Source organism: Oscillibacter valericigenes, from assembly GCF_021531915.1.
Taxonomy (GTDB): domain Bacteria; phylum Bacillota; class Clostridia; order Oscillospirales; family Oscillospiraceae; genus Oscillibacter; species Oscillibacter valericigenes_A.
Genome location: NZ_JAFBIV010000001.1, coordinates 72,736 through 97,144 on the forward strand (window position 1 = coordinate 72,736; position 24,409 = coordinate 97,144).

At 61.4% G+C, this 24,409-nt stretch carries 19 protein-coding genes; 10 read left to right on the forward strand and 9 right to left on the reverse strand.

Translation table 11 applies throughout. From position 1 onward, the window contains the following. Positions 1–77 precede the first annotated feature (77 nt). The gene (locus JQM66_RS00335) at positions 78–923 is read left to right on the forward strand and encodes a DegV family protein (protein ID WP_235227827.1); all 846 of its coding nucleotides are present in this window, start codon (positions 78–80) and stop codon (positions 921–923) included. A 54-nt stretch (positions 924–977) separates the two neighbouring features. On the opposite strand, the gene JQM66_RS00340 is transcribed toward JQM66_RS00335, so the two are convergent. The 4 genes from JQM66_RS00340 to JQM66_RS00355 form a co-directional block, all read right to left on the reverse strand. After that, on the reverse strand, positions 978–1,832 hold the full coding sequence (locus JQM66_RS00340; RefSeq protein WP_235227828.1) for a fumarylacetoacetate hydrolase family protein: 855 nt from the start codon (positions 1,830–1,832) through the stop codon (positions 978–980). 69 nt (positions 1,833–1,901) lie between these two features. Beyond that, positions 1,902–2,696 (reverse strand): ABC transporter ATP-binding protein, encoded by a 795-nt coding sequence (locus JQM66_RS00345; RefSeq protein ID WP_235227829.1) that lies wholly within the window; start codon positions 2,694–2,696, stop codon positions 1,902–1,904. Continuing rightward, entirely contained in the window at positions 2,689–3,645 is a 957-nt protein-coding gene (locus JQM66_RS00350) for an ABC transporter permease (protein WP_235227830.1), read from the reverse strand. Before JQM66_RS00350 ends, JQM66_RS00345 begins: the two co-directional genes overlap by 8 nt. Positions 3,646–3,770: 125 nt before the next feature. Next, the gene (locus JQM66_RS00355) at positions 3,771–4,787 is read right to left on the reverse strand and encodes an ABC transporter substrate-binding protein (RefSeq protein ID WP_235227831.1); all 1,017 of its coding nucleotides are present in this window, start codon (positions 4,785–4,787) and stop codon (positions 3,771–3,773) included. Positions 4,788–5,409: 622 nt separating this feature from the next. On the opposite strand from JQM66_RS00355, the gene JQM66_RS00360 reads away from it, so the two are divergent. The 3 genes from JQM66_RS00360 (at position 5,410) to JQM66_RS00370 (ending at position 10,085) form a co-directional block, all read left to right on the forward strand. Next, positions 5,410–7,014: a CTP synthase gene (locus JQM66_RS00360; RefSeq protein ID WP_235227832.1), complete on the forward strand. Its 1,605-nt coding sequence runs from the start codon at positions 5,410–5,412 to the stop codon at positions 7,012–7,014. A 244-nt stretch (positions 7,015–7,258) separates the two neighbouring features. Further along, on the forward strand, positions 7,259–8,332 hold the full coding sequence (locus JQM66_RS00365) for a M24 family metallopeptidase (protein ID WP_235227833.1): 1,074 nt from the start codon (positions 7,259–7,261) through the stop codon (positions 8,330–8,332). 139 nt (positions 8,333–8,471) lie between these two features. Further along, the gene (locus tag JQM66_RS00370) at positions 8,472–10,085 is read left to right on the forward strand and encodes a putative manganese-dependent inorganic diphosphatase (RefSeq protein WP_235227834.1); all 1,614 of its coding nucleotides are present in this window, start codon (positions 8,472–8,474) and stop codon (positions 10,083–10,085) included. Positions 10,086–10,334: 249 nt separating this feature from the next. On the opposite strand, the gene JQM66_RS00375 is transcribed toward JQM66_RS00370, so the two are convergent. The 4 genes from JQM66_RS00375 to JQM66_RS00390 all read right to left on the reverse strand — a co-directional run bounded on the left by JQM66_RS00375 (position 10,335) and on the right by JQM66_RS00390 (position 13,872). Continuing rightward, a complete protein-coding gene (locus tag JQM66_RS00375) occupies positions 10,335–11,921 on the reverse strand; it encodes a helicase HerA-like domain-containing protein (RefSeq protein ID WP_328284092.1) in 1,587 nt (528 codons plus the stop codon). A 114-nt stretch (positions 11,922–12,035) separates the two neighbouring features. Beyond that, complete coding sequence (locus JQM66_RS00380) at positions 12,036–12,644, reverse strand: ABC-2 transporter permease (protein WP_235227835.1); 609 nt, start codon at positions 12,642–12,644, stop codon at positions 12,036–12,038. Further along, the gene (locus JQM66_RS00385) at positions 12,641–13,495 is read right to left on the reverse strand and encodes an ABC transporter ATP-binding protein (protein ID WP_235227836.1); all 855 of its coding nucleotides are present in this window, start codon (positions 13,493–13,495) and stop codon (positions 12,641–12,643) included. Before JQM66_RS00385 ends, JQM66_RS00380 begins: the two co-directional genes overlap by 4 nt. Beyond that, complete coding sequence (locus tag JQM66_RS00390) at positions 13,492–13,872, reverse strand: GntR family transcriptional regulator (RefSeq protein ID WP_235227837.1); 381 nt, start codon at positions 13,870–13,872, stop codon at positions 13,492–13,494. The genes JQM66_RS00385 and JQM66_RS00390 overlap by 4 nt, the downstream gene beginning before the upstream one ends. 427 nt (positions 13,873–14,299) lie before the next feature. On the opposite strand from JQM66_RS00390, the gene JQM66_RS00395 reads away from it, so the two are divergent. The 6 genes from JQM66_RS00395 (at position 14,300) to JQM66_RS00420 (ending at position 22,347) form a co-directional block, all read left to right on the forward strand. Then, positions 14,300–15,271, forward strand: coding sequence for a leucine-rich repeat domain-containing protein (locus JQM66_RS00395; protein ID WP_235227838.1), 972 nt, complete (start codon positions 14,300–14,302; stop codon positions 15,269–15,271). A gap of 23 nt (positions 15,272–15,294) precedes the next feature. Continuing rightward, complete coding sequence (locus JQM66_RS00400) at positions 15,295–16,653, forward strand: vWA domain-containing protein (protein WP_235227839.1); 1,359 nt, start codon at positions 15,295–15,297, stop codon at positions 16,651–16,653. A 15-nt stretch (positions 16,654–16,668) separates the two neighbouring features. Further along, positions 16,669–18,201 carry an ATP-binding protein gene (locus JQM66_RS00405; RefSeq protein ID WP_235227840.1) on the forward strand — a complete coding sequence of 511 codons (1,533 nt, stop codon included), beginning with the start codon at positions 16,669–16,671 and terminating at the stop codon, positions 18,199–18,201. Further along, positions 18,194–18,487: a NifU family protein gene (locus tag JQM66_RS00410; protein WP_235227841.1), complete on the forward strand. Its 294-nt coding sequence runs from the start codon at positions 18,194–18,196 to the stop codon at positions 18,485–18,487. Before JQM66_RS00405 ends, JQM66_RS00410 begins: the two co-directional genes overlap by 8 nt. 285 nt (positions 18,488–18,772) lie before the next feature. Continuing rightward, the gene (locus tag JQM66_RS00415) at positions 18,773–20,611 is read left to right on the forward strand and encodes an NAD(P)-binding protein (RefSeq protein WP_235227842.1); all 1,839 of its coding nucleotides are present in this window, start codon (positions 18,773–18,775) and stop codon (positions 20,609–20,611) included. Then, positions 20,605–22,347, forward strand: coding sequence for a [FeFe] hydrogenase, group A (locus JQM66_RS00420; protein ID WP_235227843.1), 1,743 nt, complete (start codon positions 20,605–20,607; stop codon positions 22,345–22,347). The genes JQM66_RS00415 and JQM66_RS00420 overlap by 7 nt, the downstream gene beginning before the upstream one ends. A gap of 46 nt (positions 22,348–22,393) precedes the next feature. Here the strand turns inward: JQM66_RS00420 and htpG are convergent, their stop codons facing one another. Further along, positions 22,394–24,277, reverse strand: coding sequence for a molecular chaperone HtpG (gene htpG, locus JQM66_RS00425; RefSeq protein WP_235227844.1), 1,884 nt, complete (start codon positions 24,275–24,277; stop codon positions 22,394–22,396). Positions 24,278–24,409: the final 132 nt, after the last annotated feature.

Sequence of the window (24,409 nt, forward strand, 5' to 3'; positions counted from 1 at the left end):
TCTTGTCATTGACAAACAGGACACACAGAGGTATGATATAAATATAATATCAAATACCATATTACAAGGAGAAAGATATGATTTGGAACATCGTCAGCGACAGCAGCTGCGACCTGCGGACGGAGGACTTTTCCAGCGATAAGGTGGCGTTTGAACTGGTCCCCCTGCGTATTCAGGTGGGCAGCCAGGAATTTGTGGATAACGACCTGCTGGAGGTCCCGGTGATGCTGGCTGCCATGGCCGACGAGAAGACTGCCTCCTCCACGGCCTGTCCCTCTCCTGCGGCCTTTGCCCGCGCCTTTGAAAAGGGAGATAAGACCATCTGCTTCACCATTTCCGCCAACCTTTCCGGCACCTACAACGCCGCCGTCCTGGGGCGGGAGATGGTACTGGAGGAGCATCCGGAGAAGGAGATCTGCATCATCGACTCCAAGGCCACGGCGGGGGCCATGGTCCTGCTGATCCGGAAGGCCAAGGAGCTGATGGAGGCGGACACCACGGGGGACTTTGGGAGCATCTGCGCCCAGCTGCGGCTGTATCAGGCTGCCCTGCGGACCTGCTTTACCTTGGAGAACTTCGATAACCTGATCAAAAACGGCCGGATGCGCCCTCTGGTGGGCACCCTGCTGCACTCCTTGGGCATCCACGTGATCGCCGACGCCACGCCTCAGGGCACCATCCATGTGGCGGATAAGGCCCGGGGTGAGGCCAAGACTTACAGTGCCATCACCGCCCTCATGCGGGACAGCAAGGACTGCGCCGGGGCGGAAGTGGTGATCTCCCACTGCGAGAATATCACCGGCGCCCTGAAGCTGAAGGAGCGTATCCTGGCAGACCTGCCGGTGAAGAGTGTGGACGTGATCCCCTGCCGGGGTCTCACCAGCTTCTATGCCATGGAAAAGGGCCTCATCATCGGTTACTGATCTCACAGACAAAACAACGCCCAGCGGCACAGCCGCTGGGCGTTTTCAGCATGGTTACCGGACGGTGTTCCGCAGGGTGCCAATGCCCTCGATGGTGCACTCCACCACATCGCCGGGCTTCAGGAATTTGGGCGGGTCAAAGCCCATACCCACGCCGGCGGGGGTGCCGGTGGCGATGATGGTGCCGGGCAGCAGGGTCATACCGGAGGACAGCTCCTCGATGATGTCGGCGATGCCGGTGATCAGCAGGTCCGTGGTGGAGTCCTGGCGCAGCTCCCCATTGACCCGGGAGGAAATGCGCAGGGCGGGCGGGAAGGCGATCTCATCCGCCGTGGTGATGCAGGGGCCGATAGGGGTAAAACCGTCCAGGCCCTTGCCGAAGTACCACTGCTTGTGGGTGGTCTGCAGCAGTCGGGCGGAGACGTCGTTGAGGACGGTGTAGCCGAAGATGTAATCCGCCGCATCGGCGGCTTTCACGTGTTTGGCGGTCTTTCCAATAATGACTGCCAGCTCGGACTCATAGTCCAGCCGCTCCACCAGGCCGGGGTGGCTCTCAATGAAGCCCTCGGGGCCCACGGCCTCGCTGACCCGCTTGGAGAAGTAGATGGGGATGGGCCGCTCCTTTTTGAAGGCCTCGGAGCTGTACCGCTCCGCCTCCTCCGCGTGGGCCTTGTAGTTGATGCCCAGGCAGATCACATCCTGCCGGGGGCGGGGGATGGGGGCCAGCAGGGTCACGGCGGACAGGGGCAGGGAGATCTTCGCCGCTTCCACGGCGGAAAGCAGCTGCTCACGGGGCGCTTCAATGAGGGCGTTCATATCCGCAAAGGGCAGGGGACGGACCGCAGCTTCATCGGCGGTCAGAACGCCGACGGATTCCTTATCTTGATAGAGATAGGTAACGAGTTTCATGGGGAGGTCTCCTCTCAGTCAGAATCAAAACGGCGGACAGGGGGACCTGTCCGCCGCACTTTCGGATGCTCAGGATAACAGCAGCTTGTCGTCAGCCTCGTCAGAGCCGCTGACCTTGCTGAACAGCTCCAGCAGCTGGGGAACGGTCAGCTTCTTTTTCTCCTCGCCGGAGACATCAATGACGATGCGGCCGTTGTACATCATGATGAGCCGGTTGCCGTGGGCAATGGCGTCCTTCATGTTGTGAGTGACCATCATGGTGGTCAGGTGGTTCTCCGCAACGATGCGGTCGGACAGCTCCAGCACCTTGGCGGCAGTCTTGGGGTCCAGAGCGGCGGTGTGCTCGTCCAGCAGCAACAGCTTGGGCTTCTGCAGGGAGGCCATCAGCAGCGTCAGTGCCTGGCGCTGGCCGCCGGACAGCAGGCCCACCTTGCTGGTGAGCCGGTCCTCCAGGCCCAGATCCAGCTTCCGCAGCATCTCCTGATACTGCTCCTTCTCTGCCTTGGTGATGCCCCACTTCAGGCCCCGGGACTGGCCCCGGCGGGCAGCCAGCGCCAGATTCTCGTCGATCTGCATGGTGGGGGCGGTACCCATCATGGGGTCCTGGAACACGCGGCCGATGAATTTGGCCCGCTTGAACTCCGGCAGGTGGGTCACGTCGGTGCCGCCGATGGAGATGGTGCCGGCGTCCACGGGGAAGGTGCCGGCCACGGCGTTGAGCATGGTGGACTTGCCGGCGCCGTTGCCGCCGATGACGGTGCAGAAGTCGCCGTCGTTCAGCGTCAGGCTGACGCCCCGCAGGGCCTGTTTTTCGTTGACCGTTCCGGCGTTGAAGGTCTTCCAGATCTCTTTGATCTCAAGCATGGGTGGACACCTCCTTGGTGGTCTTGACGCTGGCGCGGATATACTTGTTCTTCCAGAAGGGAATGGACAGGAAGATGGCAACCACCACCGCGCTCAGCAGCTTCAGGTAGTTGGGATTCAGACCCATGGCCAGCACCGCCTGGATGACGATGTAGTAGATGATAGCGCCGATAGACACGCTGACGAGCTTCAGGCCAAAGTTTCGGAAGAGCTTGGAGAAAGCCACCTCGCCGATGATGACGGCGGCCAGGCCGATGACGATGGCGCCGCGGCCCATGTTGATCTCGCTGGCGCTGTTGTACTGGGCCAGCAGAGCGCCGGACAGGGACACCAGACCGTTGGAGATCATCAGGCCCAGCACCTTGCAGAAGTCGGTGTTGATGCCCTGGGCCCGGGCCATATTCTGGTTGGAGCCGGTAGCCCGGAGAGAGCAGCCCAGCTCCGTGCCGAAGAACCAGTACAGGATCAGGATCAGGATCGCGGTGAAAATGCCAACCACCAGGATGGGGTGACGGTAGAAGGGGCGGGTGCCGTTGGCCACATCCTTCACGAACCGCAGGGAGACCAGCAGCTTGTCCAGCAGCTCCGGTGTGGAGACGTTGATGGCAACGGTGGCCTTCATACCCATGATGGCCATGTTGATGGACCACAGGCCCAGCTGGGTCAGGATGCCGGACAGAATGGCCGGGATGCCGCAGAAGGTGTGCAGAATACCGGTGACCAGGCCTGCCAGCATACCTGCCAGCAAGGAGGCCAGCATGGCGATCCACAGGTTGGTGCCGTTGGTGTACAGCACCACGAAAGCGGCGGCGCCGGTGCAGAAGGAGCCGTCCACCGTCAGGTCGGCAATGTCCAGGATCTTATAGGTAATGTAGACGCCGATAGCCATGATACCCCAGATGAGACCCTGGGAGATGGCGCCCGGCAGCGCGTTGATGAAGTTCAGCATAGTTGAGAATTCCCCCTGTTTAGGTGATAAAAGTCGATAGACTTCAATAGTATAGCGCAAATCAGCGGAAAAGGGAAGCCCTTTTCCGCTGATTCTGTATGCTTTTTGCGCCGTTTCGACAATTCTCAGGCGATGGCCTCGTAACCCTCGGGAACGGTCAGGCCCAGATCGGTGCAGATGGGCTCGTTGTACTTCTTGGTGAACTGGGGTGCGTACTCAATGGGCATGGAAGCGATGTCGGCCTCGCCGGTCAGGACCTTGGCAGCCATCTTGCCGGTGGCAACACCCAGGTCATAGTAGCTGATGGACAGGGTGGCAACGCCGCAGCCGCCGCAGATGCCCTCCTCGCCGCAGATAACGATTTTACCGGCGGGACGGGCGATGTTGTCGATGATGCCGGTGTTGTTGGCGCAGGTGTTGTCGGTGGGGACGTACACCACATCGCTGTTGTCAACGGCGCTCTGGGTTACGGAAGCCATGTCGTTGGTGTCAGAGAAGGGATACTGGGTGCAGGTCAGGCCCAACTTCTCCAGCTCAGCCTGGACGGTGTCCACCTGATACTGGCTGTTAGCCTCGGCGGAGCAATACAGCAAGCCTACGGTCTTGGCCTCAGGGCACCACTCGGGGATCATGGCAGCCTGCTGGTCCAGGGGAGCCAGGTCGCTGGTACCGGACACGTTGGTGCCCACGGTGCCGCTGAAGTCCTTGATGCCCAGGGCCACGCCGTACTCGGTGACGGAGGTGCCCAGAACGGGGATATCACTGGTGGCGGCCACGGCAGCCTGCAGGGCGGGGGTGGCGTTGGCCATGATCAGGTCCACATCAGCGGACACAAAGCCGTTGACGATGGTGGCGCAGGTGGCGCTTTCACCGGCGGCATTCTGGTTGTCGAACTCCACCTGGCCGGGCAGAGCCTCGTTCAGGGCGTCGATGAAGCCCTGGGTGGCGGCGTCCAGAGCGGGGTGAGGGGCCAGCTGGCAGATGCCGACCTTGTAGGTCTGGGCAGCGGGGGTCTCGGCGGGAGTCTCGGTCTCAGCGGGCTTTTCCTCTGCGGGGGCAGGGGTCTCCTTGGCGCCGCCGCAGGCGGCCAGGCTCAGCGTCATAACGCCGGCCAGAATCAGTGCAAGCAACTTCTTTTTCATCGTTTTGATCTCCTTATGTCAATTTTTCTGGGAAACCTATAAAAAACGGCCCTGCCGGTGAGACAGGGCCGCTCTTCATACAGAGGTGGCGATGTAACTCGACCGTTTCAGGGATGTGGAGTATGGCCCGCATAGCGGACCTTCATAAAGCGGAAATAGGGGCGGGCCAGCATGGCGGTAAAGCTCTTGTCAAGACGCATGGCGGCGGCTCCTTTCTCCGGCATCCCGGCGGTGTTTGCTTTTTCAATATATAACTTTAAAGGGGTGAAGTCAATTGTCATTTAGCACAAAACAATGCAGGAAAACAAATGAATGATTGTTGCGTTTTGCAAAAATAATTTTCGTTGACAAGAAAAAAACCGCGTGATATAGTGGAAAGGTATTTTTGGAACGCTTTGGGCGGCGATTTGCGGCGTGAGCCGCAAGGCGACAATCGAACAGACGAGCGACACCGCGGATCGCAGCTGAAAGTCCCGAAAGAGACTGGGACTTTTAGCCGCAAAATTCCCCAGGTGTCGTTTTTTGTTTTTCAAAACTGGCTCTGGCTGTCTGCGGGATGCGTACAGCTCCGGTTTTTGGTAACACTGTTGTGTGAAATGTGTGAAAAGGTAAGGTGAGAGGAATGTCAACAAAGTTCGTATTCGTCACCGGCGGCGTGGTCTCCGGCCTGGGCAAGGGCATCTGCGCGGCGTCCCTGGGCCGCCTGCTGAAGCAGCGGGGCGTCCGGGTCCGCAACCAGAAGTTCGACCCCTATATCAATGTGGATCCCGGCACCATGAGTCCCTATCAGCACGGTGAGGTGTTCGTCACCGATGACGGCGCCGAGACCGACCTGGACCTGGGCCACTACGAGCGGTTCGTGGACGAGAACCTGACGGAGAACAGCTCCATCTCCTCCGGCAAGATCTGGTGGTCCGTGCTGAACCGGGAGCGCCGGGGCGACTACCTAGGCGCCACGGTGCAGATCATTCCCCACATCACCAATGAGATCAAGGAGCGCATCTACTCCATGGCTTCCGATGACGTGGATGTAGTCATCACGGAGATCGGCGGCACCGTGGGCGATATTGAGAGCCAGCCCTTCCTGGAGGCCATCCGCCAGGTGGCCTCTGAGCGGCCTCACGGCGACGTGGTGTTCATCCATGTGCCCCTGATCGTCCAGATCCCCGGCAGCGGCGAGCTGAAGTCCAAGCCCACCCAGCACTCCGTCAAGGAGCTGCTCTCCCTGGGCATCCAGCCGGACATCCTGGTGTGCCGCTGCGACGTGCCCATCACCGATGACATCAAGAAGAAGATCGCCCTGTTCTGCAATGTGGAGCCTGACTGCGTCATCCAGAACACCACGGCGGAGACCCTGTACGAGGTCCCCCTGCTGATGGCCAAGGAGGGCCTGGACGAGGTGGTTTGCCGCAAGCTGGGCCTCATCACCCACCAGCCGGACCTGCGGGAGTGGAGCGCCATGGTGAAGCGGGAGAAAGCCGCCCACAAGAAGGTGCGCATCGCGCTGGTGGGCAAGTACACCCAACTCCACGACGCCTACCTCTCCGTGGTGGAGTCCCTGAACCACGCCGGCACTGCTAACGATGCCATCGTGGACATCGAATGGGTCAATTCCGAGGATGTGACCGACAAAAACGCGGCGGAGAAGCTGGCAGGCTGCTCCGGCATCCTGGTGCCCGGCGGCTTCGGCGACCGGGGCATCGAGGGCATGATCGCTGCCTGCCGCTACGCCAGGGAGAACAACATCCCCTATTTCGGCATCTGCCTGGGCATGCAGATGGCGGTCATTGAGTTCGCCCGCCATGTGCTGGGCTGGGAGGACGCCACCTCCTCCGAATTCTCCGAAACCACCAAACACCCGGTCATTGCCCTGATGCCGGACCAGGTGAACGTGACGGAGAAGGGCGGCACCATGCGGCTGGGCAAGTACCCCTGCGTGCTGACCGAGGGTACTCATAGCTTTGACTTGTACGGTGCGGCGGAGATCTCCGAGCGCCACCGCCACCGCTTTGAATTCAACAACGACTACCGGGAGGCCATGCAGAAACAGGGCATGGTCCTGGCGGGCCTGTCTCCCGACAGCCGCCTGGTGGAGATCGTGGAGGTCCCGGACCATCCCTGGTTCGTGGGCGCCCAGTTCCATCCGGAGTTCAAGAGCCGTCCCGACCGGCCCCATCCGCTGTTCTACGGCTTCGTGAAGGCCGCCGTGGAGAAGGCGGAAGCGTAAGAAAGAATGTAAAGTCGGGACGGCTCTTGTGCCATCACCGCCGGTTGCCGCGGAAGCGGCGAGGCGGTGTGGCATATCTATGGAATGCCCCTGAAAGGGGCGTTCCGTCCCGACCGGCCCCACCCCTTGTTCTATGGCTTTGTGAAGGCCGCCGTGGAGAAGGCGGAAGCGTAAAAAGCACGCGGGACGCTTTGGCCCGCGCTTTCCCGCCGGCAAGATGTACACACCAAAGGAGAACCATTTGATGAACCATTTTCAAAAAATTGCCGCCCAGCTGGAGAGCCATGACCTGGACGCCATCCTGCTGACGGGAGAGGCCAACCGCTTTTACGGCTCCGGCTTCCACTCCGCCGGCACCGACGGCGTGGCCCTGGTGACCCGAAAGAAGGCCTACTATTTCACGGACTCCCGGTACACGGAAGCCGCCGCCCGCTATGTGCAGGGGGCGGAGCTGCGGGAGATCGGCCGGGGCCGTGGCTATGGCACCCTGGTGCAGGAAGTTGTGGCGGAGGAGTGCATCCGCCGCATGGGCTTCGAGGATGCCTATATGACCGTCCAGGACCATGAGCGTTACCGTAAAGCCCTGTCCTGTGACCTGATTCCCGCCACGGACCTGCTGTGGGACCTGCGGATGGTGAAGGATGACGAGGAACTGGAGGCCATGGTGGCGGCCCAGCGCATCGCGGAACGGGCGCTGACGGATATCCTGGAGGAGATCCGCCCCGGCGTTACGGAAAAGGAGATCGCCGCACGGCTGCAGTATCTGATGCTGCACTACGGTGCGTCGGACATGTCCTTCGACCCCATCGTGGTGTCTGGCCCCAACGGCAGCCTGCCCCACGGCGTTCCGTCGGAAAAGACCATCCGGCAGGGAGAGTTCGTCACCATGGACTTCGGCTGCATTTACCATGGCTACTGCTCCGACATGACCCGCACTGTGGCAGTGGGTTTTGCCACCGAGGAGATGCAGACCGTCTACAACACGGTCCTGTCCGCCCAGAAGGCGGGCATCGCCGCTGCCAGAGCTGGCCTGACCGGACGGGAGGTGGACGGTGCCGCCCGGGCTGTCATTGACGCCGCCGGGTACGGGGACTATTTCGGCCACAGCTTTGGCCACGGCGTGGGCGTGGAGATCCACGAGGCCCCCAACGCCTCTCCCATGAACGACAAGCCCCTGCCTGCGGGAGCCGTCATCTCCGCCGAGCCGGGCATCTATCTGCCCGGAAAGCTGGGTGTCCGCATTGAGGATGTCATCATTCTGACGCCGGAGGGCTGCCGGAATATCACCAAGGCCCCTAAGGACCTGCTGATCCTGTAAGAGAATCGGATATCAAAAAAATCCCGCGGAAGCAATCGTTTCCGCGGGAATTCTTTGTGGAAGGGGCCGTTGACAAAGGCGGGCCCGGGAATCATAATGAATGTAGAAACTTTTTGATCTCATTGAAGGAGAGCATTGCATGGATACAGTTTACATTATGGGACACCGCAATCCAGACACGGACTCCATTGTCTCGGCCATGGCCTATGCCGCACTGAAAAACGCCCTGGGTCAGCGGGAGTACAAGGCTGCCCGCCTGGGTCAGATCAGCGACGAGACACAGATCGTGCTGGACCGCTTCGGATTTCAGCCGCCCATGCTCATCACGGATGTGCGCAACCAGGTCCGGGACCTGGATTACGATACGCCGCCTACCCTGGATGCCTCCGCCACCATCAGCCGGGCCTGGCAGGCCATGCAGAAGGACCGTGTGTCCGCCATGCCCGTGACCAACGAGGACGGCACCCTGAATGGTATGCTGTCCGCCGGTGATGTGGCCAACTACGATATGACTTCCGTCCGGGACCCGCAGGTGCGCAATGTTCCCGTTTACAACCTACTGTCTGTGCTGGAGGGTCAGATCCTCAATGAGGGCACCGAACTGTGGGAGGAAGTCTCCGGTGTTGTGACCATTGCCCTGCCTGCCGGACGGGAAAACCTGATGTTCTCCAGCCGGGATGTGATCCTGGTCTGCGGCGACCAGCCGGACATGCTTCGCCGGGCGCTGGAACTGGAGGTGAACTGCGTGCTGGTGTGCCAGGCGGAGGTGAGCCAGGAGTTCATTGAGATGGCGAAAAAGACCTGCATCATCTCCACGCCCTATGATGCCTACCGCGCCGTGCGGCTCATCCAGCACGCCATGCCTATCAGCAGCATCTGCAAGACCAAGGACATGGTCTGCTTCCATCTGGACGACTACATTGACGATGTGCAGGACACGGTCCTGGAGAGCCGTTTCCGCTCCTATCCCATTCTGGACGAGGAGGAGCATGTGGTGGGGACCCTGTCCCGGTACCATCTGCTGCGGCCCCGCCGCAAGCGGGTCATCCTTATGGACCACAACGAGAAGGCCCAGTCCGTACCTGGCCTGGATCAGGCCAGGATCATGGAGATCGTGGACCATCACCGTCTGGCGGACATTGAGACCAAGGACCCCATCTACGTCCGCAATGAACCGGTGGGCAGCACTACCACCATTGTGGCGGGCATGTATCAGGAAAAGGGCTTGATGCCCACGGCGAAAATGGCGGGCCTGATGGCTGCGGCCATCGTATCCGACACGGTCATGTTCAAGTCTCCCACCTGCACCCAGCGGGACATCGACATGGCCAACCGCATGGCCCGCATTGCCAACGTCTCCCTGGAGGAACTGGGCAAGGCCATTTTCTCCGCCACCTGCGGCGACGATAAGACCGTGGACGCCATGCTGAAAACGGACTATAAGGAATTCCACATTGCCGGACATAACCTGGCGGTGAGCCAGATCACCTGCATGGATTCGGACCGCCTGCTGGCGCGGAAGCAGGAATTCTTCTACGCCATGGGCGCCATCCGCAAGGCCAGAGAACTGGATACGGTGGTGCTGATGATCACCGACGTGCTGCTGGAGGGCACCCATCTGCTCTTTACCGGCGACGAGGACACCATCCGCCAGGCCTTCAACATCAGGAACGGGGATAACTGCGCCTTCCTGCCCAAGATCATGAGCAGGAAGAAGCAGGTCATTCCCACGCTGTCTGCTTTGTGGGGCTAATACCGTCGGCAAAGGGACTTTGCCGCTTTGCCGAAAAGGCTGCGGCCCGCTGCGCGCAAGAATCGTCCGCCTGCGGCGGGCGGTTCGCACACTTGCGGGCCGGGAAGTATTTTCTCCGACGTATATGCCGCCGGAGAAAATGAATTCTACTTTCTTCGCGCCTGCGGGCGCGAACTCTGTGAGGCTGTTTTCCGAATAAAAAGGTTCCAGGCCCTCTGGCCTGGAACCTTTTTTGATATCACAACGTATTCATTTCTTAAAGGTGCCGAACAGGCCCCGGACAATCTGCTTGCCCAGCTCCCGGCCCACGGTGTTGGCGGCGGAGTTGATGGCCTTCTCCAGGGGGTCCTGCTTTTTGCGGCTGGAGGTGGTGCGGCGTGTGGTGGTGGAGGTGCGCCGGGGCGCGGCGGCCTGACGGTACATCCGCTCCCGTTCCCGCTGTTCCTTCTCCCACGCGGCCTGCTGAGCCTTCAGCTCCTTCTCCCGGGCCTTCTGCTCCTTTTCCCAGGCGGCCTGGCGGGCCTCTTCCTCCTCCCGGGCGGTCTCCTGCTGCCGGACCTCCTCCAGCACCTCATAGGCGGAGCGCCGGTCCTGGACCTGGCCGTATTTCTGCGCCAGGGGGCTGCTCTGGACAGCGGCCTTGACCTCCGTTTCCGGGGCGGCGCTCATGGAGCTGCGGGGCGGCAGGATACCGGCTTTCTCCACAATGGAGGGCACGCCCTTCTCGTCCAGCACGGACACCAATGCCTCGCCCACGCCCAGGGCCTGGAGGGCTTCCTCGGTGTTGAAGGCGGGATTCACCCGGAAGGACCGGGCGGCGGCGCGGAGGGCCTTCTGGTCGTTGGGGGTGTAGGCCCGCAGGGCGTGCTGTACCCGGTTGCCGATCTGGCCCAGGACGCTGTCGGGGATGTCGGAGGGGTTCTGGGTGATGAACCAGACGCTGACGCCCTTGGAGCGGATGAGCCGCACCACCTGCTCCACCTTTTCCACTAGCGCCTTGGGAGCACCGTTGAACAGGAGATGGGCCTCGTCAAAGAAGAAGGCCAGCTTGGGCTTGTCCAGATCTCCGGCTTCCGGCAGCATTTCATAGAGTTCAGACAGCATCCACAGCAGGAAGGTGGCATACAGCAGGGGGTGCTGGAACAGCTCCTGGCACTCCAGGATGTTCATGACGCCCCGGCCGTCTTCCGCCCAGTCCACCCAGTCGGCAATGTCCAGAGCGGGCTCTCCGAAGAAGATGTCGCCGCCCTCGTCCTCCAGCTGCAGCAGCGCGCGCTGGATGGCGCCCACGGACTGGCTGGAGATGTTGCCGTAGGTCAGCTTGTACTCCTTGGCGTTGTCGCCCACATACTGGACCATGCTCCGCAGGTCCTTCAGGTCGATCAGCAGCAGGCCCTGGTCGTCCGCAATGCGGAACACGATGCGCAGAACGCCGCTCTGGGTGTCGTTCAGCCCCAGCAGGCGGCTCAGCAGTTCCGGACCCATTTCAGAGATGGTGGTGCGGACGGGATGGCCCTGCTTTCCGTACACATCGAAGAAGCGGACAGGGTAGGCGGTGTAGTCAAAGCCGGTGATGCCCATGGTGTCGATGCTGCGGCGAATGTGCTTATTCTCGCAGCCGGGCAGGCACATGCCGGACAGGTCCCCCTTGATGTCCGCCAGGAACACGGGGACGCCCATGTCGCTGAAGGACTCTGCCAGCACCTTCAGCGTGACGGTCTTGCCGGTGCCGGTGGCGCCGGCGATGAGACCGTGGCGGTTGGCCATGCCGGGCTCCAGGTAGATGGGGTGGTCGCTGGTAGCCAGCCAGATCTTGTGCGCTTCGTTCATGTACATAGGAAACCCTCCCGTGTTTTCTGAATGTTCAAGGTCATGATACCATGAAGGACACGCCCCGTCCAGATTTCACGCAAAAAAAGTCCCGCCGGTGCCGGCGGGACTTCAAAGTATTCAAGATTGCCGTTTGGCGTAAAACCGCATAGACAGGGAGACGGAAACAGCGGTCAGCACCAGGGCGGCGATCAACAGGACAACCAAAATGGGGCCCTGGAAAGCGAAGGGGGCTCCATTGGACGCGGATTCAGTGATGGAGGCGATGGCCCCGGCGCCGCCGCAGACCAGGAAGATGATCAGGAACATGCCCAGCCGTCCTCTCTCCACACCGAGACGGAACATCAGCGGCAGAGAGATAGCCAGGATGCAGAGGGCACCCAGAACGGACATGGCCAGCGTACCCGGCAGAAACGCTCGGTCGATCACCAGGGAGATGATCGCCTGCAGCAGGCCGGACAGCACCGCCGCGCCGCCGATGCACAGCCAGCCGAATACATACTTGCTCAGCACCACATCCCGGGTGGAGTATGGCATCATGGCGGCCAGCTGGTCCCATTTGCTCCGCTCGTCATAGGCCAGAGCGGTGTAGGGCAGCATAGAGGTGTAGATCACGGCGAAGGCGTTGTTGAACCCACTGGGCAGGGCGGAGAAAATGAGGATCAGGATCAGAAAATACTTCATCTGCCGCCAGATCACATAGGTATCTTTTATAATGAGAGCTTTCATCTGTTCTTCGCTCCTTTCACCAAAAACAGCACCACATCTTCCACTGTGGGCTTTTCCAGCCGGAACCCGGTGGGGGCCAGGTCCCGTTTGACGAGGGCCCGCACGCCGCCGTAGCGGCTCTCCTCCCGGGCCACGATGGCCTCGGGCTGCAGGCAGTCCAGGTTTTCCCGGGAGTCCTCGAAAATGCCGTACTGCTCCAGAAGCTGGTCCTTTTCTTCACAGAACAGCAGGTCGCCCTTATGGATGAAGGCGATGTAGTCGCAGAGCTTTTCCAGGTCGCTGAGGATGTGGGAGGAGATCAGGATGGAGTGGTCCTCCTCCCGGGTGAACTCGTTGAAGATGTCCAGCACCTCGTCCCGGACAATGGGGTCCAGCCCGGCGGTGGCCTCGTCCAGCACCAGGAGCTTCGGCTGGTGGCTCAATGCCACGACAATGGCCAGCTTCATCCGCATACCCCGGGAGAAGTCCTTGAACTGCTTTTTCTCCGGCAGGTCAAAGCGCTTCAGGTAGCCGTCGTAGAGCTTCTGGTCCCACTGGCGGTAGGTGGCTGCCATGATCTTTCCCACCTGGGCGGCGTTCAGGGACTCAGGGAAGTAGGCCTCGTCCAGCACCACGCCCACGTTCTCCTTCACTTCCCGGAATTCCGGGGAGGTGACGTCCACGCCCAGCACGGAGGCCGTGCCGCTGTCGGGCCGCAGGGCGCCCATCAGGAGACGGATGGTGGTGGATTTGCCGGCGCCGTTCTCGCCCACCAGGCCGCAGATGGTGCCGCTGGGCACCGTCAGGTTCAGGTCCCGGATGGCGAAGTCGCCGAAGGATTTGTTGATATGGGTAAGTTCAATGGCATTCATTGGGATTCCTCCTCCAACAGGATGCGGAGCATCTCCTGCAGCTCCGGCGGGGTCACGCCGCAGCTCTTTGCCAGCTCTGCGGCGGCGGACAGGTGGTCCTCCAGGGTTTTCAGCTGCTGCTCCCGGATGAGATCGAGATTTTTCTCCGCCACGAAGCAGCCCTTGCCTGCCACGGTGGTGACGAAGCCCTCGGCCTCCAGCTCGTCGTAGGCTCGTTTCGTGGTGATGACGGAAATTTTCAGATCCTTCGCCAGAGCCCGGATGGAGGGCAGCGCCTCCCCCGGCTGCAGCGCCCCGGCGATGATCTGGGCCTTGATCTGGGAGCTGATCTGATCGTAGATGGGCTGGCCCGCAGTGTTTCGGATAATGAGTTCCATGGAATTCCTCCGTTCGTACTGTACATGTACAGTATATACAGTATGCACAGAATGTCAAGAGGAAATTTGAAAAAACTTTTTTGTGGCATTTGATATAGGAAGCCGGGCGGTTTTGTGTTATATTACCCTCGGTGTACAAAGAGCAACACGCCTGCCAGCGGCTAAAATCAACGCTGGCGGCGTCATCGTCCTTGGTGGGCGCCAGCCCACCTGCGTCCTCTTCCTTGCCAGCGCCGGTTTTCTCTCGCTGGCAGGTCCTGCGGAGTTTTTCAGGAGCAGATTTGGTGGCTGGCAAGGCTTTTGAGGCGGCCGGGCTGCCGCCCGGCAACGAAAATAACGACGCCAGCCGCCCAAGATGCCTTGAAAAACCGTATTGCCCTTTGTATACTGAGGGTAAAAAGGCAAAATTGTTCGGGAGGCCAGTGCTTTGGAGCAGATCAGCGGCGTCAACAACTGGAAACTGGTGATCCGCCGGGAGGCGGCGGGGGTGACCATCCTTCGGGCGGAGACCTGCGACCGGCAGGCCGCTCTGCCGGATACCCTGTTTGGCTTGCCCGTCACGGCCCTGGGCCACCACGCCCTGACGCCGGGCCGTCAGGCTCCGGAGGGGGAGGAGGTTCTGGTGACCTGCGGACCCGCCGGAGAGGAATGGGACAACCGCCGACTGGAGGACCTGCGCCTGCCGGAGAGTCTGAGGCGGGTGGGGGACTACGCCCTGTTCAACTGCACCGCCCTGCGGACCTTGCGGCTGGCGGATACCATCGCCTACTGGGGCGGCGGCGTTCTCATGAACTGCCGCCAGCTGGACACCTTCCACCTGACCTGCACCGGCCGGGAGGGGGAGCTGATGGACTATCTGGCGGGGGAACTGCCCCGGGAACTGGACATGACCCTCTCTTACGCCGAGGGCCGGACTGCCCGGGTGATTTTCCCGGAGTACGCGGAGGTCTTTGAGGAAAACGTCCCCCATCATCAATTTGACTTTCACATTCAGGGGGCGGGGTATCCCTACCACCACTGTTTTTATCACAAGCAGTTCAGTCTTCGGAATTATGACCAGCTGTGGAAGGGGTATCTGGGCATGGAGTACGAGCCGGGCTGCGCCCTGCGGCTGGCCTGGTGGCGGCTGCGGTATCCCATGGACCTGACGGACCAGGCGGAAGTGGCCTACTGGGTCTACCTCCGGGATCACGGGATGGATACCGCCCGGTGGCTGCTGTCCCGGCGGGACGCGGCGGGGCTGCGGACCCTGTTCTCCCGGACGGACTGGACCCGGGAGGATTTGTCGGAGCTGTGTGACCTGGCCCGGGGACAGGACGCCACGGAGGCCCTGGCGGTTTTGTTGGAGGAGCAGCATAAGCGGTTCCCCTCCAGCATGGATAAGACATTCGACCTATAAGCTGACGGAAAGGGGGCAGCCATATGGAGGAGCGGAAGGACCTGTCCGCCATCGGGCAGGAAATTTTGCTGACGGCCCGGAACGAACTGTATATGAACCTGCCCTATCTGGACGTGGCCCTGTGCGCCCTGCGGTTCGTGCCGGGCGGCGGCATGACGCTGTCCCTGGCCACCGACGGCGAGCAGCTGTATTATGACGGCGCCTGGCTGGCGGACCGCTATCTCCGCAGCCGGGTGGCGGTGGACCGAGCGTATTTGCATGTGATTTTGCACTGTATGCTGCGGCACCTGGCGAAAAAGCGGGGCAAGGTGCCGGAGCTGTGGGACCTGGCCTGCGACGCGGCGGTGGAGAGTATTCTGGACAGCCTTCACTACCCCTGCCTGGAGGAGGGCACCGTGCCTGCCAAGCAGAAGTTTTACGGCGAGTGCCGACAGGACATGCCGGTGCTGACGGCGGAGGGCATCTACCGCCATCTCCTGCGGCGGGACCTGCCGGAGTACCAGGTGGCCCAGCTGCAAAGGCGGTTCCTGGTGGACGACCACGGCCTCTGGGACCCGGAGCAGAAAGATAACCAGGAGCAGAGCCAGCAGCAGGACGAGAAGTGGCGGGATATGTCCGACAAGACGCAGACCGCCATGGAGACGGTGCTTGCGGACCAGGGCACCGGCGGAGAGGCGGTTTTGGAGCAGATTAAAGTTTCCAACCGGGACGATGTGGACTACCGGGCCTTCCTGCGGCGGTTTGCCGTGCCCCGGGAGGTCATGGCGGTGGATGGTGACGCCTTTGACTATATCTTCTACACCTACGGTCTCCAGCTCTACGGCAACATGCCTCTGGTGGAGCCGCCGGAGACGAAAGAGGAGAAGCGCATCGAGGATTTCGTCATCGCCGTGGACACCTCCATGTCCACCTCCGGCGAGCTGGTGCGGCAGTTTTTGGCCTGCACCTACGGCATCCTGCGGAGCACCGGCACCTTTACCCGGAAGGTGAACATCCGGGTCATCCAGTGCGACGACCAGGTGCGGTCCGACACCGTGATCCGCGACCTGGAGGATTTGAAGCAGTATATGGAGCACTTCGAGCTCTGCGGCGGCAGCGCCACGGACTTCCGCCCGGTGTTTGAGCATGTGGCCCAATTACAGAAAGAGGGGGCCTTCACCTCTCTCCGGGGCCTCATCTACTTCACCGACGGCATGGGCATCTATCCCCGGAAGCGGCCACCCTACGATGTGGCCTTCGTGCTGCTGGAGGAGCCGCCCCTGGCTGTAAAAATGCCCCCCTGGGCCATCCGGCTGGTGTTGGACCTGCCGGGACTGGAGCGGGCGGTCCGGGAGGCCGTGGAGGAGGACGAAATCGACCTGAGTGAACTTCCCGAGTTGTAACGGAGGAATGACGATATGAACATCAAACAGGCAAAACAGGAGATCGCCAACACCCTAAAGGCGTATCTCACCCGTGACGGGCTGGGCAATTACCTGATCCCCGCTGTCCGTCAGCGGCCCGTGCTGCTGATGGGCCCTCCGGGCATCGGCAAGACCCAGATCATGGAGCAGATCGCGGCGGAGGAGGGCGTGGGGCTGGTGGCCTACACCATCACCCACCACACCCGCCAGAGCGCCATCGGCCTGCCTTTCATTGAAAAGCGCACTTACGGCGGGGAGGAATTCTCCGTCACGGAATACACTATGAGCGAGATCCTGGCCTCCGTATACCAGCTGATGGAGCGGACAGGCATCAAGGAGGGCATCCTCTTCCTGGACGAGATCAACTGCGTCAGCGAGACCCTGGCTCCCATGATGCTGCAATTTTTGCAGTGCAAGACCTTCGGCAACCAGCGGCTGCCGGAGGGCTGGCTGATCGTGGCGGCGGGCAATCCGCCGGAGTACAACAAGTCCGTCCGGGACTTCGACGTGGTGACCCTGGACCGTGTGAAGCGCATCGACGTGGAGGGGGACTTCGCTGTCTGGAAGGAGTACGCCTACCGGAAGGGCCTCCACGGCGCGGTCATCTCCTATCTGGATATCAAGAAGGAGAACTTCTACCGCATCGAGACCACAGTGGACGGCCTGCAGTTCGCCACCGCCCGCGGCTGGGAGGATCTGAGCGAGCTGATTATCGCCTACGAGAAGCTGGGCCTCCGGGTGGACCGGGAGGTGGTGGGCCAGTACATCCAGCTGCCCCGGGTGGCCAAGGACTTTGCCAACTATCTGGAGCTCTATTACAAGTACCAGCGGACCTACCACGTGGAGGACATCCTGACGGGCACCTGGCAGAGCATCACCATGCTGGAGCTGCGGGAGGCGCCCTTTGACGAGAAACTGTCCGTCATGGGTCTGCTGCTGAGCCGCCTGGCGGAAGCCGCCCGGGAGACCCGGCGGCAGGATGAACTGACCACCGCCCTCCACACCGCCCTGACGGACTTCAAGGGCAAGATCGCCGACGCCGAGCCTCAGGCGGTGCTGGCTCAATTGCTCTGGCAGCGGCAGGAGAAGCTGAAGCGGGCCAAAGAGGCCGGCCAGATGGACAAGGAGACCCGGGACCTGGGGCTGCGGGAGATCCATGCACTGGAGGACTACCGCCAGCGGCTGGTAAAGGAGGAGATCACCGCCTCCGGCGAGGCTATGGAGGCAGTCCGGGGCTGGTTCGGCGGAGAGGTGGAGAAGCGCAGGGCTCTGGCGGCGGAGGCCGGTGCCCGGTTCGACAACGCCTTCCGCTTTCTGGAGCAGACCTTCGGTCAGAGCCAGGAACTGGTGATCTTCGTGACGGAGATCACCTCCGGCCACGACACCAGCTGGTTTGTGGAGAATTTCGGCTGTGACGCCTATTTCCGCCACAACAAGGAGCTGTTGTTTGACGACACCCGGCGCCGCATCCGGGACGATATTGCCGCCGCCAGAGCGGCGCAACAGGAGGAAAACACCCATGAGTGAAGATATGAAACGCATTGAAGCCGTGCTGGACGAGAAGGTCCGGCCGTCCCTGCGGGCTCACGGCGGAGAGATCGAGATCGACCATCTGGAGGATGGCGTGCTGTATGTGAAGCTGCTGGGCCAGTGCGCCGGGTGCCCCTCCGCAGACCTGACCAACGAGACCCTGGTGGAGGCGGAATTGGTGCAGGCACTGCCGGAGCTGGTGAAAAAGGTGGCGGTGATCCAGACCGTCAGCGATGAGCTGTGGGAGCAGGCAAAGCGGCTCCTGCGGGATCATCACCTGTAAAACAGTCGGAAAAAGTTGTGGAAAAAACTCCCAAAGATGGGAGCATGGGGCCTGATGGGTCACTTCGCTTTCAAGGGAGAGCGTGTCTTACAGCCGCAGGAAAAGCCGGTCCCCCGTAGGGGGGCCGGCTTGTTTTTCGGGCTGTTTGCGAAATAACAAACTTTTATGCCACCTAAAAAATTTTTAGAAAATGCTTGCATTTGCGCAAATATTGCGCTATAATTTGCGCAAATGGTTTGCGGTATCGCAACTCTTTGGGATACCGACCGGGAGGAGGATCATCATATGAGCAGACTGGAAGTAAAGATGCCCGGCCAGGCACAGGCCGTGGTGGAGCAGCTGTATCGGAACATGGAACGGCGGATTGCCGCCAGCCCTCCGGGCCTTTGCCCTGTGGATATGGCGCTGAATTTCCTGAACCTGTGCCAGGCCCAGACCTGCGGCAAGTGCGTGCCCTGCCGTATTGGCCTGACCCAGCTTTCCAACATGATCCGGGAGGTGCTGGAGGGTGAGCCTGAGCTGAAGATCCTGGACCGGATCGAGGCCACCGCCCAGGTCATCGTGGACACGGCGGACTGTGCCATCGGTATTGACGCCGCCAACCTGGTGCTGATGGGCCTGAAGGGCTTCCGGGATGACTATGAGGAGCACATCCTCCATCACCGCTGCCTGGGCAGCCTGAAGAACCCCGTGCCCTGTGTGGCCCTGTGCCCCGCCGGTGTGGATATCCCCGGGTACATCTCCCTGGTGAACGAGGGCCGCTGCGCCGATGCCGTGCGGCTTATCCGGAAGGACAACCCCTTCCCCACCGCCTGCGCCTATATCTGCGAGCATCCCTGCGAGGCCCGCTGCCGCCGCAACATGGTGGATGACGCCCTGAACATCCGTGGGCTGAAGCGCTACGCCGTGGACCACGCCGGCAATGTACCCCAGCCCAAGAAGGCTCCTGCTACCGGCAAGTCCGTTGCCATCATCGGCGGCGGTCCCGGCGGCCTTTCCGCCGCCTACTACCTGGCCCTCATGGGCCACAAGGTCACGGTCTACGAGAAGCAGACCAAGCTGGGCGGCATGATGCGCTATGGCATCCCCAGCTACCGCTTCCCCCGGGAGAAGCTGGACGCGGAGATCGACTCCATCCTGTCTCTTGGTATTGAAGTCAAGACCGGCGTGAAGGTGGGCCAGGATGTCACCTTCGACCAGCTCCGGAAGGAGCATGACTGCCTGTACATCTCCATCGGCGCCCATACCGACAAGAAGACCGGCATCGAGGGGGAGGACAGCCAGGGCGTCATCTCCGCCGTGGAGATGCTGCGCCGCATCGGCGACGAGGAGATGCCTGACTTCACCGGCCAGAACGTGGCGGTCATCGGCGGCGGTAACGTGGCCATGGACGTGACCCGCAGCGCCATCCGCCTGGGTGCCGCCAAAGTCACCTGTGTCTACCGCCGCCGTCAGGAGGATATGACGGCCCAGCAGGAGGAAGTGGAGGGCGCCATCGCTGAGGGCGCCGAGGTCCTGACTCTCCAGGCGCCGCTGAAGATCGAGGCCGACGAAAACGGCCACGTGACGGCCCTCTGGACCCAGCCCCAGATCATCGGTGAGATGGACAAGGCCGGCCGTCCCCGGCCCAACACCGCGGCCGTGGAACCCCTGCGGATCCCGGCGGACACCGCCATCGTGGCCATCGGCCAGGGTATCGAGTCCCGGGGCCTGGAGGAGAGCGGCATCAAGATCCAGCGAGGCGGCAACGTGGCTGCCAATACCAGCACCCAGATCCCCGATATGGAGGGCGTGTTCGCCGGCGGCGACTGCGTCACCGGCCCCGCCACCGTCATCCGGGCCATCGCGGCCGGCAAGGCGGCTGCTGCCAACATCGACGAGTATCTGGGCTTCAACCATGAGATCAAGGTGGATGTCACAGTGCCCGCGGCTTTCAGTAAGGGCATTCAGCCCTGCGGCCGCGTGAATTCCAGCGAGCGTGATGCCAGCGAGCGCAAGTGCGACTTCCAGTGCATCGAGTGCGGCATGACGGACGAAGAGGCAGCCCAGGAGTCCGCCCGTTGCCTACGCTGCGACCACTTTGGCTACGGAAACTTCAAGGGAGGACGTGTGGAGAAATGGTAAACTTCAAGATCAATGACCGGGAGCTGTCTGCCGCAAAGGGCACCACCATCCTGGAAGCCGCCGAGAAGGCCGGCATCCCCATTCCTCATCTGTGCTTCCTGAAGGAGATCAACGAAATCGCCGCCTGCCGTATGTGCGTGGTGGAGGTGGAGGGTATCAACCGCCTGGTCCCCGCCTGCAACACGGAGGTGGCGGAGGGAATGGTGATCCAGACCAACTCCCCCCGGGTCCGGCAGGCCCGGAAGACCAACCTGCGGCTGATCCTCAGCCAGCATAACTCCAACTGCACCACCTATGTCCGAAGCGGCTACTGCGAGCTGCAGAAGCTGTCCCACGACCTGAATATCCACTATCAGCCCTACGATGTGCAGCCGGAGCGCTCCCGGGTGGACCTGAGCGTCCCCATCGTCCGGGAGGCCAGCAAGTGCATCAAGTGCATGCGCTGCGTCCAGGTCTGTGACAAGATCCAGGGCATGCACATCTGGGACGTGGCGGGCACCGGCTCCCGCACCACCGTGGATGTCAGCTACAACCGCTATCTGAAAAACACCGCCTGCGTGTTCTGCGGACAGTGTGTCACTCACTGCCCCACCGGCGCCCTGACGGTCCGGGACGATACCACAAAGGTCCTGCGGGCCCTGGCGGACCCGGAGATCACCACCGTGGTCCAGGTGGCTCCTGCTGTCCGGGTGGCCTGGGCGGAGGTGTTCGGCGTGGTGAACAAGAGCAAGCAGGTGCCTGTGGGCAAGCTGGTGGCGGCCCTGAAGCGTCTGGGCTTTGACTATGTGTTCGACACCAACTTCTCCGCTGATCTGACCATCATGGAGGAGGGCAGTGAGTTTATCGAACGGTTCACCCACCGTGGGAAGTACCGCTGGCCCATGTTCACCTCCTGCTGCCCCGGCTGGGTGCGGTTCCTCAAGACGGAGTTCCCCATCTATACGGAGAACCTCTCCACTGCCAAGTCCCCTCAGCAGATGTTCGGCGCGGTGGCCAAGAGCTACTTTGCCGAGAAAATGGGCATTGACCCCCACAAGCTGTGCGTGGTCTCCATCATGCCTTGCTCCGCCAAAAAGGCGGAGAGCGAGCTGCCTACCATGAAGGACGCCTACGGCGACCGGGACGTGGATGTGGTGCTGACCACCCGGGAGCTGGTGCGCCTGTTCCGCAGCGACTGCATCGTGCCCGCCGACCTGGAGGAAATGGAGTTCGACAGCCCCCTGGGCAGCGGCACCGGCGCGGCGGTCATCTTCGGCGCCACCGGCGGCGTCATGGACGCGGCCCTGCGCAGTGCCTACTATCTGGTGACCGGCAAAAATCCCGATCCGGATGCCTTTGAGCAGGTGCGGGGCAGCAAGCCCTGGAAGGAAGCCGCCTTTGACATCCCGGGCGCCGGAAAGGTCCGGGTGGCGGTGGTCAGCGGCCTGGCTAATACCCGGAAACTGATGGAGGCCGTAGACAACGGCGAGGTGGACTACGACTTCGTGGAAGTCATGGCCTGTCCCGGCGGCTGCGCCGGCGGCGGCGGACAGCCCATCCACGAGGGCGTGGAGATGGCGGCCTCCCGGGGCAGCCAGCTGTGGAAGCTGGATGCCAAAGCACCCATTCGGTTCTCCCACGAGAATCCGGATGTGCAGGCTCTGTACCGGGCTTATCTGAAAAAGCCCCTGGGGGAGAAGTCTCACCATCTGCTGCACACGGACCACGAGGCCTGGGAAGCCAAGCCCGGCCGGTAATACAGCCATCAAAAAACCTGCCCGCTGCAGCGGGCAGGTTTTTTCGTTATTTCATCAACTCGCACACCAGGTCGGTGTAGGCGGAGGGATCCTCCAGGGGCAGGCCCGCGATCAGCAGGGCCTGATCGTACAGCAGCGTGGCGTACTTTTTCGCCTTCTCGGGGTCCTCCGTCACGGCGGCCTCCAGGGCGGCAAAGGCGGGATGCTCCACGTTCAGCTCCAGGATGCGGTCGGCCTTAATGGGAGAGTCGGGCTGGACGGCGTGGAAATACTTCTCCATCTCGAAGCTCAGGCCCTCGCCGGCGGTGAGACAGACGGGGTGGGACTTCAGACGGGAGGAGGCCTTCACTTCCTTTACCTGGTCGCCCAGGGCCTCCTTCACGAAGTCGAAGGCGGCCTTATGCTCACCGGCGGCCTCCTCGGCCTTCTTTTCGGCGCCCTCCTCGATTTCCTGGTCCAGGACGGAGCGCAGCTCCTTGCCGTCCTTGTCCCGGACCACCTGGGCGCAGAACTCGTCAATGTCCTCGGTGAAGTAGAGGATCTCGATGTCCTTGTCCTTCAGCAGCTCTGTCTGGGGCAGCTTGTCCACCTTGTCCAGGGCCTCGCCGGAGGCGTAGTAGATATATTTCTGGTCCTCCTGCATGCGGCCCACGTACTCCTCCAGCGTGACCAGCTTCTTCTCCTTGGAGGAGTAGAACAGCAGCAGGTCGGAGAGCAGGTCCTTGTTGGCACCGTAGTCCGCGGTGACGCCGAACTTGATCTGGCGGCCAAAGTTCTTCCAGAAGGTCTCGTAGCCCTCCCGGTCATCCTTCAGCATCTTGACCAGCTCGTTCTTGATCTTCTTCTCCAGGTTGGTGGCGATCACTTTCAGCTGGCGGTCATGCTGCAGCAGCTCCCGGGAGATGTTCAGGCTCAGGTCGGGGGAGTCCACCACGCCCCGGACAAAGCGGAAGTGCTCCGGCAGCAGGTCGGCGCACTTGTCCATGATAAGTACGCCGTTGGAGTAGAGCTGCAGGCCCTTTTCATACTCCTTGGTGTAGTAGTCGTAGGGGGTGGCGCCGGGGATGAACAGCAGGGCCTTGTAGGTGACAGCGCCCTCGGCGGACACGGTGATGACCTTCTGGGGGTCGGTGTAGTCGTGGAACTTGTCCCGGTAGAACTTGTTGTATTCCTCGGGTTTCACGCTGGACTTCCGGCGCTGCCAGATGGGCACCATGGAGTTGAGGGTCTCGATCTCCTGATAGGTCTCGTACTCAGGCTTGTCGTCGGGACAGCCCTCCTTCTTGCGGGTCTTGCTGACCTCCATGCGGATGGGGAAGCGGATGTAGTCGGAGTACTTCCGCACCAGCTCCTGCAGCCGCCAGGATTCCAGGAACTCACTGTACTTCTCATCGTCGGTGTCGGGCTTTACGTGCATGATGATGTCGGTGCCAACGGAGTCCTTTTCGCACTCGGTGATGGTGTAGCCGTCGGCGCCGGCGGACTGCCACATGTAAGCGGTGTCGCTGCCGTACTTCTTCGTCACCACGGTGATGTGGTCTGCCACCATGAAGGCGGAGTAGAAGCCCACGCCGAACTGGCCGATGACGTCGGTGTCCTTGGCGTCGTCGCCCACTTCCTGCTTGAACTTGTAGGAGCCGGAGGAGGCGATGACGCCCAGGTTGTTCTCCAGGTCCTCCTTGTCCATGCCGATGCCGTTGTCACTGACGGTGATGATGCGGTTCTCCTTATCCACGGAGAGATCAATCTTGAAATCCTTGCGCTTCATGCCCACGGCGTCATCCGTCAGAGCCTGGTAGCACAGCTTGTCGCAGGCGTCGCTGGCGTTGGAGATGATCTCCCGCAGGAAAATCTCCTTGTGGGTGTAGATGGAGTTGATCATCAGGTCCAGGAGCCGCTTGGATTCCGCTTTGAACTGTTTTTTTGCCATGATGTGGTTGCACTTCCTTCATTTCTTTTAATAACAGTTAGCACTATAACACAGAGAGTGCTAAAAATAAATGACCAATTTGTAAATTCTGGCGGCAGGGTGTTGTCTGGGGCGTGGTTTGCGAGTAAAATA

Excerpts from the sequence above, each read along its gene's own strand:
- JQM66_RS00335 (WP_235227827.1), top strand. The coding sequence starts at position 78 with ATGATTTGGAACATCGTCAGCGACAGCAGCTGCGACCTGCGGACGGAG.
- JQM66_RS00340 (WP_235227828.1), bottom strand. The coding sequence starts at position 1,832 with ATGAAACTCGTTACCTATCTCTATCAAGATAAGGAATCCGTCGGCGTT.
- JQM66_RS00345 (WP_235227829.1), bottom strand. The coding sequence starts at position 2,696 with ATGCTTGAGATCAAAGAGATCTGGAAGACCTTCAACGCCGGAACGGTC.
- JQM66_RS00350 (WP_235227830.1), bottom strand. The coding sequence starts at position 3,645 with ATGCTGAACTTCATCAACGCGCTGCCGGGCGCCATCTCCCAGGGTCTC.
- JQM66_RS00355 (WP_235227831.1), bottom strand. The coding sequence starts at position 4,787 with ATGAAAAAGAAGTTGCTTGCACTGATTCTGGCCGGCGTTATGACGCTG.
- JQM66_RS00360 (WP_235227832.1), top strand. The coding sequence starts at position 5,410 with ATGTCAACAAAGTTCGTATTCGTCACCGGCGGCGTGGTCTCCGGCCTG.
- JQM66_RS00365 (WP_235227833.1), top strand. The coding sequence starts at position 7,259 with ATGAACCATTTTCAAAAAATTGCCGCCCAGCTGGAGAGCCATGACCTG.
- JQM66_RS00370 (WP_235227834.1), top strand. The coding sequence starts at position 8,472 with ATGGATACAGTTTACATTATGGGACACCGCAATCCAGACACGGACTCC.
- JQM66_RS00375 (WP_328284092.1), bottom strand. The coding sequence starts at position 11,921 with ATGTACATGAACGAAGCGCACAAGATCTGGCTGGCTACCAGCGACCAC.
- JQM66_RS00380 (WP_235227835.1), bottom strand. The coding sequence starts at position 12,644 with ATGAAAGCTCTCATTATAAAAGATACCTATGTGATCTGGCGGCAGATG.
- JQM66_RS00385 (WP_235227836.1), bottom strand. The coding sequence starts at position 13,495 with ATGAATGCCATTGAACTTACCCATATCAACAAATCCTTCGGCGACTTC.
- JQM66_RS00390 (WP_235227837.1), bottom strand. The coding sequence starts at position 13,872 with ATGGAACTCATTATCCGAAACACTGCGGGCCAGCCCATCTACGATCAG.
- JQM66_RS00400 (WP_235227839.1), top strand. The coding sequence starts at position 15,295 with ATGGAGGAGCGGAAGGACCTGTCCGCCATCGGGCAGGAAATTTTGCTG.
- JQM66_RS00405 (WP_235227840.1), top strand. The coding sequence starts at position 16,669 with ATGAACATCAAACAGGCAAAACAGGAGATCGCCAACACCCTAAAGGCG.
- JQM66_RS00410 (WP_235227841.1), top strand. The coding sequence starts at position 18,194 with ATGAGTGAAGATATGAAACGCATTGAAGCCGTGCTGGACGAGAAGGTC.
- JQM66_RS00415 (WP_235227842.1), top strand. The coding sequence starts at position 18,773 with ATGAGCAGACTGGAAGTAAAGATGCCCGGCCAGGCACAGGCCGTGGTG.
- JQM66_RS00420 (WP_235227843.1), top strand. The coding sequence starts at position 20,605 with ATGGTAAACTTCAAGATCAATGACCGGGAGCTGTCTGCCGCAAAGGGC.
- htpG (WP_235227844.1), bottom strand. The coding sequence starts at position 24,277 with ATGGCAAAAAAACAGTTCAAAGCGGAATCCAAGCGGCTCCTGGACCTG.